This is a genomic window from Photorhabdus luminescens subsp. luminescens (assembly GCF_001083805.1).
Taxonomy (GTDB): domain Bacteria; phylum Pseudomonadota; class Gammaproteobacteria; order Enterobacterales; family Enterobacteriaceae; genus Photorhabdus; species Photorhabdus luminescens.
In genome coordinates, this window is sequence record NZ_JXSK01000007.1 from 176685 (window position 1) to 191418 (window position 14734).

At 35.0% G+C, this 14734-nt stretch carries 12 protein-coding genes; 1 reads left to right on the forward strand and 11 read right to left on the reverse strand.

The window, feature by feature from the left end; all coding sequences use genetic code 11:
- The first annotated feature begins 642 nt into the window (after positions 1 to 642).
- On the forward strand, positions 643 to 987 hold the full coding sequence (locus TI10_RS16525; protein ID WP_049584492.1) for a hypothetical protein: 345 nt from the start codon (positions 643 to 645) through the stop codon (positions 985 to 987).
- Positions 988 to 1622: 635 nt separating this feature from the next.
- Here TI10_RS16525 and TI10_RS16530 read toward each other — a convergent pair.
- The 11 genes from TI10_RS16530 to TI10_RS16580 all read right to left on the reverse strand — a co-directional run bounded on the left by TI10_RS16530 (position 1623) and on the right by TI10_RS16580 (position 14665).
- Entirely contained in the window at positions 1623 to 2324 is a 702-nt protein-coding gene (locus TI10_RS16530; protein WP_049584493.1) for a helix-turn-helix transcriptional regulator, read from the reverse strand.
- Between the two features lie 1183 nt (positions 2325 to 3507).
- Positions 3508 to 4662 carry an alpha/beta hydrolase family protein gene (locus TI10_RS16535; RefSeq protein ID WP_049584494.1) on the reverse strand — a complete coding sequence of 385 codons (1155 nt, stop codon included), beginning with the start codon at positions 4660 to 4662 and terminating at the stop codon, positions 3508 to 3510.
- A gap of 19 nt (positions 4663 to 4681) precedes the next feature.
- Positions 4682 to 6124: an SRPBCC family protein gene (locus TI10_RS16540; protein ID WP_049584495.1), complete on the reverse strand. Its 1443-nt coding sequence runs from the start codon at positions 6122 to 6124 to the stop codon at positions 4682 to 4684.
- On the reverse strand, positions 6124 to 7671 hold the full coding sequence (locus TI10_RS16545; protein ID WP_049584496.1) for a class I adenylate-forming enzyme family protein: 1548 nt from the start codon (positions 7669 to 7671) through the stop codon (positions 6124 to 6126). Before TI10_RS16545 ends, TI10_RS16540 begins: the two co-directional genes overlap by 1 nt.
- A 23-nt stretch (positions 7672 to 7694) precedes the next feature.
- Complete coding sequence (locus tag TI10_RS16550) at positions 7695 to 7943, reverse strand: acyl carrier protein (RefSeq protein ID WP_049584497.1); 249 nt, start codon at positions 7941 to 7943, stop codon at positions 7695 to 7697.
- Positions 7944 to 7977: 34 nt separating this feature from the next.
- The gene (locus tag TI10_RS16555; protein ID WP_049584498.1) at positions 7978 to 9093 is read right to left on the reverse strand and encodes a beta-ketoacyl synthase N-terminal-like domain-containing protein; all 1116 of its coding nucleotides are present in this window, start codon (positions 9091 to 9093) and stop codon (positions 7978 to 7980) included.
- Positions 9086 to 10372, reverse strand: a complete 1287-nt coding sequence (locus TI10_RS16560) for a beta-ketoacyl-[acyl-carrier-protein] synthase family protein (protein ID WP_080985084.1) — start codon at positions 10370 to 10372, stop codon at positions 9086 to 9088. Before TI10_RS16560 ends, TI10_RS16555 begins: the two co-directional genes overlap by 8 nt.
- Positions 10373 to 11322: 950 nt before the next feature.
- Positions 11323 to 12138 (reverse strand): cyclase family protein, encoded by an 816-nt coding sequence (locus TI10_RS16565; RefSeq protein ID WP_049584500.1) that lies wholly within the window; start codon positions 12136 to 12138, stop codon positions 11323 to 11325.
- On the reverse strand, positions 12131 to 12844 hold the full coding sequence (locus TI10_RS16570) for a 4'-phosphopantetheinyl transferase family protein (protein WP_049584501.1): 714 nt from the start codon (positions 12842 to 12844) through the stop codon (positions 12131 to 12133). The genes TI10_RS16565 and TI10_RS16570 overlap by 8 nt, the downstream gene beginning before the upstream one ends.
- Positions 12845 to 12846: 2 nt before the next feature.
- Positions 12847 to 13617 carry an SDR family oxidoreductase gene (locus tag TI10_RS16575; RefSeq protein WP_049584502.1) on the reverse strand — a complete coding sequence of 257 codons (771 nt, stop codon included), beginning with the start codon at positions 13615 to 13617 and terminating at the stop codon, positions 12847 to 12849.
- Positions 13618 to 14347: 730 nt separating this feature from the next.
- Positions 14348 to 14665, reverse strand: coding sequence for a helix-turn-helix domain-containing protein (locus tag TI10_RS16580; protein ID WP_049584503.1), 318 nt, complete (start codon positions 14663 to 14665; stop codon positions 14348 to 14350).
- Positions 14666 to 14734: the final 69 nt, after the last annotated feature.

Below are 14734 nucleotides of genomic sequence, written 5' to 3' on the forward strand. Positions count from 1 at the left end.
CAGATAACCTCATGACTGTTTTCTATTTATATTCCCTCTACAGTAAACAATTATAAAACTATATTATCACCTTACGTTCTATTTTTAGTTCAATACGGTTATTTGCGCGCATTTTTAGCATAAAAATCGTGATAAATATCACAAAAAATTTTACTCGACTAAATGTAAAAAATTAATTAAATCATTAAAATCAATATATTAAAAAACACCGGATCATAATCGCCTATTTTTCTTGCCTGCAATATCAACCCAATAAAATAGCTATTCAAGCCATTTTCCAATACATAATTAAATTTCACTTAATATTCATGTAAAACATTCATGATGATATACTTTACATTCTATACTTTTACGCTACTATAAAAATATACGATATATAATTTATGATCACTATTCATAAATGCAACTAATTTATAGACAATAAATTATCAAAAACAGAAATTAAATATTGCGCCCAATAAGTTAATGTAAATTATTCAGATTAAAAACAATAGCAAATAAAAACATATTTAAATTGGTTATATTTCTACGGTAATTATTAGTTTAGTTATTGCATTTATCACAATAAAAATAGAAATATCAGAGAAACTATTGTTATTTCTATAATAATCACCTATTTAATCCATTGACCAGGAGTAGAATATGAGAGAAACTGAGGAAAAAGAAAAAGGTGAAATGCTTGAAATTAATAATCATTATTTCTTCGTTGTTAATCTTACAAATGAAAACTTAACCGGTGATGTGACTTGGAGTAGCTCTGGAAACACAAGTACTCTCAATGTTGATGGGTTACATCCAGCAACCGCTTCACTTATCCAAGAATTCTATCCAGAAAGTCGGAAAAATGATTATTGGCAATGGACGGCAAAAGGAAGGAGATATCAATTAAATTGTTATGGCAACGATATCTATGTCGCTGTTGTCATTAGCGATTTTGGCATGAGCGTATTACCTACAGGAACCAGCCCGGATGCATGGAAATGGTAGCGTTTTTATCCACTTTATTATTTATGTAAGTAACATGCATCATGTGGGAAATATCGATATACCCGTTATCTTTCAAGTTGCCTCTTTGTTGGCTGCGCTCACTCACCCCGGTCACATAGTTCGCTATGCTCCCGGGGATTCGCTCCCTTGCCGTCGCGACGCATCTTGAAATCCATAGGGTATAGCACTCTTACATAAAACAAACTACAAGCCGGCAAAACAGAGATCGTGATTTTATCACGATCTCTGTTCAATCGACTTAAAATCTTACCTTTAAAGAATTCTTTAACTTTATTATCCACAATTTCAAACCCGCCCTATATTATTCGTTGCCCCAGATTACCAAATTAAGTGATTTATCATAATTGGCACTCTAGGGCGGCTTTTTCCTAATAATCGTTCTTGTCTACTTGATCCTTTCAGAAGCCTCATCCCTAATTTTGAGCAACAAAACCGAATTTTAGCAAACCTAATAAAATCACTAAACTTTTCAAACCCTCAGTATAAATAAAAACAGGAAGTTTAGATCATCACCAAAATCTACTACATATTTAGAACTATATACTTAGTAGAAAGAATAATTAAACATGTATAAGACAAATACCCATATAAATTACTCATTCGTAATTATTTATTTAAGATAAATTATTATCAGACAATCCTTCTTTCTCACTCCATTTCTTTAGTAATAATATTCTATCCTGTATATATCTTTCAGATAATACTTCCAGTTTCTCTATTTTTCCCACTTGTAACTTAAGAAAATTATTACTAAATTCACACCAAGAAACTAAAAAGAATTCATTATTGAAAAAGATCGACAGTGGACAGATTGTCTTCACAGTATGTGTATTATTTAAATCAAGGAAAGTTATCACTATTTTCGATTTATGGTATATCGCTTTTCTGATATCAGATAACATTAAGTTATTATCTGTAACTTTACTGTAACCTTCTGTTTTTACAAACATGGGTGAATAATATAGTTGATCACGTTGTTCTTCAGGCAATACTGCGGCGATCTTAGATATAAAGCTATGGGCAGACTTAGCCAAAACAACATCATTCTGTTCAATAACCCATTTATTGCCCAAAACTAAAGCATCAATTTCATCCATCGTAAACATTAAAGGCGGCAACATGAAACCCGGTCGTAATATATAACCTAAACCTGGCTCGCCTTCTATATTTGCCCCCTGACTATTTAGTAAAGCAATATCTCGATAAAGCGTGCGCAAGCTTACATTTAAATCACTGGCGAGTAATTTACCACTGACAGGATACCTTCTTTGTCTCAAGTATTGCAATAATACTATAAGTCTTTCGGTTCTTGACATTTCCGTACTCCTCATTTTAATAAAAATCAAATAGGATAAGGCTTTACTGAATAAATAATATTGAGTTACTAGCCAGTTACCCAATATAACTATTTATTCTTAATTATCTATCATGGAACAATGCCGAGATTTCTCTATAAAACCATCAATTTGAAATCCTATATTTAATATAGACCCCAATTGTCTGGATTGACGAAAATACTATTGCCGTCTTACATAATTACCAAACTCTGTCAAGAGTAAATGTTCGATGCATTACGCCGAAACAAGGTTGAAGTCAGTGTCGAACATCTAACATAGAGCAAATATTTAAAAGTTTAAATAACTTTCCAGAATGGCGCTACACCTTATCTACCAACAACCCTATGTATAACAATGAGTTAAAGAAAACCATGTGTAGTGGAATTATGAAACCTTATTTAATATACAGCTAATTAATACAAAAAATAAAATTCACATTCAATAAGATAACTTACCATAAGTAAACTTACTATGTATTAATAATATAAGAAAACACAAATATTAAAGTCAATTTTCACACTGCCCGTTAATGCCTAAGCAGGGAAAATATGGTCTTATTTTATTCGGACATATCTCTTCGTAATGCCTGGGAAGATGTTTTGATTTTATTACTCATAGTAAAAGAGCAATGGAACTAAAAGGCGTACCCCAAATGAGTTTTACCTTCACCCCTGTTGAAAAAATAAAATTTTTTAAGGCAGATGATAATGATTAGTTTATATTCAATTTATTTTTGGTATCAGATTATTAATATTGCAAGATAATATCACATGAATGATAATAATCCCGGTAATCTGACGAATTTGTGTAAATTTTATAACCCCATAAAAATAGCTACTCACAACCTGATATTCATAACTCCATTCTATTTAACGCCCATCCCATTAAACTATTCCATTTACCATTCTTTATAAAAAGAGCAAACCAAGACAATATACGCAGCAACTCCTGCACACTATCCGTATTCACTATTAACTTACAAAATAATAGTCCACAATAATGAGATCTAATGGAATAGGCAGTTATACCCTTCATCTTTCAAGCTGCTGCTTTGTTGGCTGCTTTCACTCACCCCAGTCACATAGTTATCTATACTCCTGGGGATTCGTTCACTTACCGCCGCGCTGCAACTCGAAATCTATTAGGAATAGTATAAAATAAGTTAGCCTCTCTTATAGCCATTCAGCCAAAATTGCTCACTAACCCAATCTGAAACTTGTATCATATATTCGTTTATTTTATTTAAACAAACATGAGCCTCTGATTCATAACATAATAACTTATGATTATCACCCCATAACTGATCTAATTTTTTCACTTTATCGATCGGAAATATATCATCTAATCCACCATGAACGGTAAAAACCTTGGTTTTACAAGGTAAAGAAACGTCCAATTTAATTTCATCAAAAAGAGACTGCATACAATTATTATCTTGCATAAATGCAAACTGGAAATCTTCTTTAAGCCTTCTTGGCAACTTATCAAACTCTGCTATTTCAGGTCCACCGGATAAATTGACGATACAACAAAATTTATCGCCAATTTTTTGCGCAACTCGTAGAGCAAAATAACCACCAAAACTAATCCCTAAGAAACAGAGGAGATCACTATTAATCCTGGCGTCATCCTCTAATAATTTAATTATAGAAGAAACATATAATTCCATATCTATAGCTATTGGTGAGTTTCCAAGATTTATTCCCTGCCCTGGTCCATCAAATATAGCTACCGCCATATTTTTCCCTAAGAAAAACTCGGCTAAAGATAATATTTCAATTTCAGTCATTGAATCCAATCCATTGGATAAAATAACACAAGGCAAAGGATGATTCTCTTCTTCTTTATACCCTTTAGGGAATATAAGGAAAAACGGCATATGAAATTTATCGACGACAATATATTGATGTTCAACTAGCAAATCACTATATTTTATACTAGATAAAAAACATGAACGAATATACTCTCTGAGCTGTATCTTTCTGCTCCTATCACTGAAATACATAAATTCTGCCCAATGATAACAGGCAGCGGCACTCCTCAAAGCACGAACATGACTGACTTCACTTTTAGCCGAGTTTGCAATACTAATATAGCTATCACCCACTTTTGACCAATTAATCATCCATTCATACCAAAACTCTTCTGAGGATAAGTCTAAGTTTTCCAACTGAAAATGACTCAATGCCGCAACAACATCTCCCCAGTGCACTTGGGGAGCATATTGAGAATTTAAGAAAAATAGTCTTGGCATAAAATAACCACAAGTAGCAAGAAGTTCTGGCGAAATTCTATTGGGTTTATTTTTATTATTCATTTTATTTTCCTTCGAATTACTAAATACGAGTGTCTAGCCACTCTTTGCAGGCAAAGACCATTTTCTTGCTATTCTCTGAAATAGCATTTTTTACTATCTCTCGTTGTTTCGCTTTATCTTCGGTACCAAATTTAACCGCACATAAATCATAATTTAACTCAACATCATGACTGGAAACAATGAATGAACCACTTCCCTTACTAAATATCCGCCATGAGCCACTATGAGACTTTAATACTAAAGGCGGCTCTGGTTGGAAATATTCAATTGATAAATTATCTGCATCACAGAATCGTATACTACGGAAAGTCTCATTTCCATTTGGTGTTGATACTCCCATATTAAATTCTTGATATTTATCATCATTGTAAATGACTTTCACTGAATCACAATGAGGCAATATCTTACCCCAGTCATTGATATTTAAGAATATATTATAAACATCATCAACTTGGTGAGGAATATAATATCCTGCTGTGAAAGTTAATAAATTTGATTTTTTATGACTTTCTACCTGGCTCTTGAAACTATCTATCTCCATGCGAGTATTATCATTGATAAATGAGATAATAAAGGAATTAGCCTGGTCATGATTATCAATACCATCAACGATACCACTGACATCTTCTAATAAAGCCCAGTTCCTTTGCACCGTTAGAATACAGCGTTGATCATTAATAGGAATGACTTGCCATCTGCCATACATTGTTTTGAATAATGGCATCGGTGTAGGCATAACATAGTCAACCCGATAAATAGCATCAAAATAATATCGTTGTGTTTGCCAACTTACTGCTTTATTATTTTGTTTTGCTTTGATTTCAACCAACTCTTCATTGCCTGATCTCTTTAAAACTTCCGCACCATCACAGAATGAAAAAATATCTGTCCAACAAGAGACATCCTTAATCAAAGCATAGACCTGCTGCGCTGGCGCTTCACATATGGCTGAGTGGGTAATCGTTCCTTTTAATATTTTTTCCACATCCTCTGTTGACTCTACAATATTTTTTATGTTCTTGAGTTCTTTAACTGAATTAGTATCAATGGCTTTACTGATAAATTCGTGTGCCTGTTCTACTGTTTCAACACCATCAATTAACCCAGTGATTTCAGACTCAAGATCATATAAATGTTCTAACAGTAGTACACATTGCTGAGAATTAATTTTAATCACGCGCCATGACGTTTCCATCTCTTTAACTAATGTCATTGGCGGATTAAGTTGTGACTTTATACTGAATGTTGCCGGATAAAATTTACGGTTCGATTCCCATTGCATTAAGACACCGTTAAGTAAAGCTTTAACTTCTATTTTTTCTCCCTCTTTATCCCTAAAGAGAGTTTTTACTTCCTGACAAGGCTCAAATATTTCCGGCCATTTTTCAGAATTTAAAATAATTTGATATACATTTTCCACCTGAGCATTACAAATAATTGAATGTGATTCTACATAATTCATTATTGGTTCCTCAATGTAAATAATTTCTTAGGATCGATTGATTTAATTAACTCTGATTTCAATATCTTATCATTATGGCTTTTCGGAAAGCATTCATCAGTAACATAGAACCAATCCGGCCATTTTTCTCGACTGAGTTTACTCATTAAAAATGATGAAATAATATCTTCAATTTCAGGTAATGACTTCTTAGATATCTCTCCACTCATGCAAGCAACCGGCTGATCAATAGCAACACCATTTTCATGGAAAGAAAAACCAACAACCGTAGCGACATTCACATTGGGTATTCGGGATAAAATAGATTCAATTTCTTCAGGATAAATTCTGTGTCCGTTAGCACTCATAAACGTATTTTGCTTACGTCCTTTCAAAACTAAATAACCCTCTTCATCTATATAACCAAGATCACCAGTGGCAAACCATTCATCAGGAGGCGTTATTTCTCCAGAAAGGACATCATAATATCCTTCCATAATACTTTTACCCCTTAGTATAATTTCTCCGATATTATCCGATGAACCTATAATAGGTTTAACTGCCACTTCCAATGTATTATCAATCTTACCAACACAATAAATTGAATTGAGATATCTTTTATCACGATGATCTTGCTCATCCACCCAACAGAAAGGACCATAAGTTTCACTTAACCCATATCCCTGCACCCATTCACAGCCAATTAATTGTCGCCCTTTCTCAAGTACGCTAGGAGGCATCGCCGCAGCGCCATAAGCAACCACCCGTAAACAAGAGAGATCAATATTAAGTTCTGCTGTCGATTTAACGAATAATTTCATTGATTCTGGGCGTAACATAATATGAGTGATTTTATTGCGAGAAAGATAATCAGGCCATCTCTCTACATTTCTATCTTCGGGTATAAAAAGTGTTGATTGATGCAATAATGAGCCGAAAGAAAAAATCACTCCAGTTGTATTATTCAACAAACCTGACATGAATATTTTGGCATCTTGCGTAAATTTTAATTTCTCGGTCACCGAATAAATTCGACGACATACTAACGATTCTGAAATACTAATGGCTTTTGGTTTGCCTGTACTCCCACTGGTGAACAGGACAATAAAGTTAGCAATAGGTTGCGGAGAATAAGTTATCATTGGGATTTCCGCAATATCATCACTAACTCTGATCTTATGATCTGAAATATCAATAACATTAATGTTGTTTTCTTTTAATTTTCCAACAAAATGTTTATCTTTTTTGAGATAAACAACAAAATCGTATTGCACTTCATTGGTAAAATTAATCCATTCATCGATTGTCGCTGATGATAAATTATAGGGCATTAATAAATGCAACCCCATAGCACTGGCGGCAGCCAAAAAGAAAACACCTAATTCATCATGTTCAAATATAACAATGACTTTATTACCTTTTTGCACTCCTCGACTCAATAAATCATCAATTAAATGGGAAACAGAAGATATCACCTCTTTTCTTGTATAATGATAATCCTTAGTGACAATACAATCATGATGTAAGTTATCATGCTCTGAATGTAACAACATAGAGATTAGTTTCATTTCTGTTTCCCTTTAATTAGCAATTAATTTTTATCGTTTAAACTTGATGAGACGAAATCAAGAACGGCTCTTCCTGTTTCCCAATGACTGAACTGACTTTTCGTCACGGAAATACCGAACTCTTTCGTAATCTCTTTTGCCAAGTCAGCCAATTCCGTAGAATCCATATCATAGGCATCAGCAAGGTTTGCATCCATATTGAAATCATCAATATTAACGTTAAGAAAAAGAGACAAAATCGTTTTTATTTTTACTTCTGGGTTATTATTCATATATTTTTCCTCGCGTAATTAAATATTTTAGAGATTAAATTGCTGAAAAACTCAACGCACATACATGACCCTGGTTACTAAAGCGCTGAATTATTATTTGGTTAGTATTTGAAAGTTCATTTATTTTATTAGATTGTTGTTCTCCATCCCCGTTATTTTCTGATAAAAATGATGATGCCAGGACTGAATCAATTACGCCGCTGACTGAAAATTGATTATTCAAGTAAGGCCTCAGATTTATAAATGATGTTTTTATCTCTTTATTGGAGAAAGCCTTACTCGTTATTTCTTTTTCATCATCATATATTCCATCCATAATAAATACAGCATTCTCATTATGGTTGAATAGTTCAGCAGTATATTCTAAGGTGTTATTTCTTGTATTTTTATCCGGTGAAAAATAATCAACAAAACCCGTTAATTCACACAATATCGAAGCGCCGCGTTCTAAAGCATGTTGCCTCTCTTCCAGCACTAGAAATGCAGCGCCTTCGGAAAAGTCCCCTGGCTGTCTTTCGCCAAAAACCTCAGAGTGTTTCTGGCTTGACTCTTTCTCCAGTAAACTTTTAACTAACGGGCTGGAAAGATGTTCTGACGCGCCACATAACATCACTTCGGCAACACCATTAGAAATCGCTTCAGCCGCATAGCCTATTGCTTGCATCCCTGCTACATCGGAGGTGGAAAATGTCTTAGATTGCGCACTAAAACCATAAAGCAGTGACAATTGCCCTTGAAGCGCAGCAGGGAACCATGCCGTAGCAACATAAGGTCCCATCCCCGATATGCCTTCAACATGGAGCGCTTTAACTTCATCCTCAATATGCTGCCATCCGCCAAAACAGTTTCCAACATATATGCCAACACGATTAGGATCAAGCTTATCTACATCCAATCTGCTCGCTTTTAATGCCATTTCAACGGCGACGATACCATAAACTGAAAATTCATCAATTTTACGTCTTAAGCGGTTATTGATATATTTTGCCCCATCGAAATCATTCAATGTCCTTATTACAGAACTTTTGTTGGTATTATTTATCGATTCCTGACCCAATAATTTCTGAATCACTTTTGTTTTTATAGCGGTGACATCATTGCCATCAGGATGTACTGCGCCAACGCCGGTAACAACAACTCTTTTACGCATTGTCTACTGCCCTCATAACAATAACACTGTGAATACCAGAAAAACCACTCGATAATTTTAATGCGGTCTTAATTGGATATGCGCAACCTTGATTAGGAATATAATCTAAATCGCAATCAGGGTCCGGCGTTTGATAATTAATTGTTGGATGAATATATTGCTTTTCTATTTCCAGACATAACGCTACAGACTCGATCGCATTAGCGGCAGCTAAAGCATGACCTGTCATTGACTTTAATGAGTTAATTGGAATATCAAATGCATTTTCTCCCAAAACAAATTTAATCGCATTTGATTCGTTAATATCATTTTGAGCCGTAGAACTGCCATGAGCACTAATATAATTGACCGCTGATGGCGATATCTGGGCATCCTTCAACGCCATATCAATGCACCGCGCCATTGCCATTCCATCCGCAGGCAAGTCGGTCATATGATAAGCGTTATTCACGGACGCATACCCTGCTAATTCAGCATAGATATGTGCTCCACGCTGCTTAGCATGTTCATAAGACTCTAAAATTAATATTCCACACCCTTCAGCAATCACAAATCCATCCCGCTCAAGGGAAAAAGGACAAGTCGCTGCTTGCTGATTTTCCAATTCTCTTGATGATAGCGCCCCTAAAGCTTCAAAAGAGCCGATAGAAAGTGGACAAAGCGGCGCTTCACTGGCGCCAGCCAGCATCACATCCGCTCTGCCATAACGGATATGCTCCATCGCAATGCCTAATGCATCAAGTCCTGCCGCACACCCAGTTGATATGTTACTGACGGACATCGATGCGCCATATTTTTTCGCAACAGAGGTGGCGGCAGAGCTGAAATCAAAGCTGTCATAATCCTCTGATTTAATTAAATCAGGATGAATATTCTCTTTGCCCCCTTTGGTGATCCTGAGCAAACACTCTTCCATTCCCGCAGCATCGGCAATCGCTGTTGCTATCGCAACGCCAAAACGCCGGCCATCAATGTCTGAAGGTTTTAAATTTGCATCTTGCATTGCCATCTCAGAGGCTTCTAGCGCAAACTCAAGATATTTACGCTCACTTTTCAGCACAAACTCTTTGCTATCGCTATCGTTACCGTGAACTTTTCCTATTGCTCCGCTTTTAAAACCAAATTTTTTTCTTCCCCACTCATATTCACTTACCCCCGATTTGCCGTTATGAATATTGTTCCAAAATTCATTAACGCCAACACCTGTCGGTGCGACAACACCTAGCCCTGTCACCACAACTCTACGTGGTTGAGATTCATTTCTGTTATTTATTATCACAATAATTATCTCGATAGAAATAGAATAAAAACTTATTCAGGCAAGTTTTATTAATATAAAAGTCACCCATTTTCACTTAAGAAAATCATTCTCTGCAAGTAGTGATGTTAAACTACTTTATTTATCTTCAAATTTACATTTGTTATATATATTCTTGATTTTTATCTCCTAACAAAGATTCTTGAAAATAAGCACCAGACCATAACTCCGTTTGAATACCCATTTGGTTATTTCACTGTTATTTCATCTACTTAGACTGCAAGAATAATATGAACATTTCAGGCTAAACCAAACTAAGTTAACTCCTTTCGATCTGCATATATACCTGTCATCTTTCAAGTTGCCTCTTTGTTGGCTGCGCTCACTCACCCCGGTCACATAGTTATCTATGCTCCCGGGGATTCGCTCCCTTGCCGTCGCGATGCATCTTGAAATCCATAGGGTATAGATAGAATAATTAAGTTTTTTCTTAATAGCTCAATTTATTCTTAAAAATCATCCAGAAAGGAGATGATAAATTTATTATCATAGAGCTTATAGCTGCTCATATTACAACATAGCAAAGATAATATACCTTTTGCTAACTTATTTATCGCCTTGCTCACTGGAATTTCCGATTAAATCGGCGTATCACTCTACCTCTAGTTATTAATTTATACTGAGCTGTATCTTTGTGGATTCGATACAAGTAAATCATGCAATGCACAATGCATACCTTAAGCACCTTCTCTAAACATTTATACCCGTCATCTTTCAAGTTGCCTCTTTGTTGGCTGCACTCACTCATCCCGGTCACATAGTTTTCTATGCTCCCGGGGATTCGCTCCCTTGCCGTCGCGATGCATCTTGAAATACATAGGGTATAGGGCATATTAGATTTAGTTGTATGATCTTGAAGTTTCTTTTCTGCTCATATTTCCCCCGTCTTACCATATAATTATATATTATTATTATAATATTGCGACTACTCGACTCCATGAAGCATCTGCTTTCTCTAATTTTATTGGAAAACAGCACACTTTAAATCCATAAGGTTTAGGAATACTGGTTAAATTACAAAGTCGTTCTATCTGTAAATAAGGATGATCTCGTCCGATAAAATGAGATGGCCATAAACAATCTTTATTCCCGGTTTTTTTATAATCGTTAATCATCTCTATGAATGGCCGATCAAAGCTAAATGCATCTGTCCCAATAATCTTTACCCCTTGCTCTACTAGCCATTGAACCGCACTACTTTCAATCGCTCTATAGTGAGTAAAATAGGATTTTGCCCCCATGAGCTTATCAGCTCCGGTATTGATAAGGACAATATCATTTTCTTTTATTTTATAATTAATTTTCTTTAATTGATTTTCTACCGCCTGTTTATCAATTGACTGATTATCATGACTAAAATCAAGTAATACACCATGACTATAAAACCAATCCAAAGGAATATCCGTAATTGTCGCTGGCTGGTCTTGCCCTTCATGCCACCCATAGTGATAGGGAGCATCAATATGCGTTCCGGTATGCGTGGTCAATTGATAATACATCAGTGATAATCCCATACCATCAGGAAAATCTTTGTGATCAATGATCCACTTTTTGCGTTTGAACAGCTTTACAAAGGCTCTTTTCCACCATGAATTGGTATGGAAATACAAATAACTCTCACCTAATTTATTGGCGCCCTCTTTATGATCAACGATTCCCCTAGTTACTTTCTCAGGTTCCCAAAAATCACAATCTATAGGAACACTTAAGTCAATAATATTACTCATCTTTGTTCCTTATAATTTCGGAATAATTTATTTCCTTGATATTTGGTGTAGAAATGACTTTCTTTTGAGATAAGGCACAAACAAATTGCTGACTATGAATCAATAATGTGCTTGCCTCCAATTCTTTCATATCTTTAACAGAATCAGAGTTATTAACCAATAATTTCTCATGTAAAGTCGAAGCAAATAATTTAATATATGCTTCAAGTCTAACCCAATAATATAATGACATTAAATGATAATAGTTATTAAATCCGAGACTAACTCCTGATAGTTGTTTTAACATTATACCTTTCATATATTCCAAATCTTTATCCTTAATAAAACGTTCAATAATTTCTGAAAATTTTACCTTAGAAGGAGTGACTTCAATATCAACACCTATTTCCCTTGAGCTAAAACCAATGGCACAATAGTTTCCTGAAGCACTCAGTGAAAAATAATATTTGAAGTCTTGCTCCGTGGATATATAAGGTTTTCCGTTATCATTCGTTATGATTTCATAATCAGATAAATATTGACTCAAAACATAACGTAATGCAGCCCGTCTAAATATAAATCTCTTTCTTCTATCCGCTAAACAAATTTGGTTATGGCGAACTATATCAGAACAGTGAATTAACTGTTCAATAGAAGCTAAATCAATATCGTCGATTTTGATAATCCAAAGATCAAAAAAATCAGATGATAAAGAAATACCGTCCATAATTAGTAATTACCTAATCCACCACACACATTAAGTGCTTGAGCGGTTACGGCCGCGGCGAGAGGGGATGCAAGATAAGCAACCATTTCAGCCACTTCATTAGGTTCAACGTATCTTCCGATAGGAACACGCTCTTCTACTCTTCTTTTCGCCTCTGCGACATCAGTGCCCCAAATTCTGGCGTAATGTTCCCTAACACGCTCCGCCATCTCGCTCTCAACAAACCCAGGACAAACCGCGTTAACCGTAACGCCTGAACCATTACGCGCTAATTCAAGCCCCAAGGATTTAGTCAGGCCGACAACACCGTGCTTAGAAGCAGAATAAGGCGCGCCATGAATAACACCTTGTTTCCCGCCGGTGGAGGCAATATTAATAATTCTGCCGCCAGATAACATTAAATTTCTTGTCAAAGCTTCACGTATAACAAAATAAGTGCCATTTAAATTAACGTTTATGACATTTTGCCAAGTTCGTGGGCTTATTTCAGCAGTAATACCGCCGCCAGAAATGCCAGCGCAATTCACCAGCACTGTCAGCTTATTATCTTCCAGTTGGTCAAACGCTTTTTTAACATCTTCATGATTAGAAACATCACAAACTATTTTCTTTGCAAATTGACTACCATATTTATTGCGTAGTTTTTCAATTGCACTATCAAGGCGCTCAGGAGTACGCGATAATAATATTGGTTCAAAACCACCCTCAGATAATCTTTCTGTAATTGCGTAACCAATATCTCCTGTCGCACCAGTAATAAAGGCATATTTCATCTGAACTATTCCTATCGTTATTTATATTATTGCTATTCACGGAAAAACACGATTACCCCTTACAAGCATTATTCACAAACTAGTGACAGTTTTTGTCAGCATTTACAAAAAATATTAACGGTTTTACGTAAAGATCAATAATATACCGGTGTTACATTTACAATAACTTATAATACCAAAACTCTTTATCATGTCACTATACAAATTCATTTTTCTGACTAATCAGAGAATCAAATAAATGGCCAGCAATAATCACCGCATTTAAAAAAGGTTGAAAATCATGATGTTATGAATTAACCGCTGGGTTATTTTTTCATGAAATAACAATCGATAGATGGGACAAAGTACAATATAGGAAAACCAGAAAGATTTTATTATCTATTTCTCAAACAGGCTTATGCGCCAAATTAACCCCATTGTTGGCACAGAGTAAGACGAAGCACGCGCTTTTACCATCAGTATGTCAGATCGTTTAAAACCGGTGATATGCTAAAGTGAATCACCGGTTGGCTTATGTGACAGTTTAATATATACCTGACTCCTCTATGGAATATAACTTTTGGTTATATTAAATATAACCAATAAATATATTTCAACAACGTTATTAAAAGGAATCAAATATAAAAACCATGATTTCTTAAATATTCTCTACCATAATAGTTCAAATCTTAATTTTATAACAAACAATCCGCCTATTAATAAAATCTTTACCAGATATTTATTGTAATATTTACGCGACTTCTATTATTTTATCTACAGCGACAGTCACCACACCTTCATGATAACTAAATTCGAAATTCCAACCGAGCCGATTTAACATATTAAATAATTTATCAATAGTGTGGTTTTCCAACTTTCCATTAATGATCTCGCTAATTCTTGCTTGAGTCGTTCCCAAAAGCTCCGCCGCTTTTACCTGACTTAAACCGCGCTCCTGAATCATCTTGCGGATGATCACCATTAGTTGAGCGCGAATATGCTTATCATTTGCTTCGTTAGGATTATTGCTTGATGAAACATAAGGGTTTTTCGTTACTATAAATTCCATAATTTCTACCTTAATTAGCACCAAAGCCGACAATTTATATCAAATTTGATATAGATTCAATATCTACCC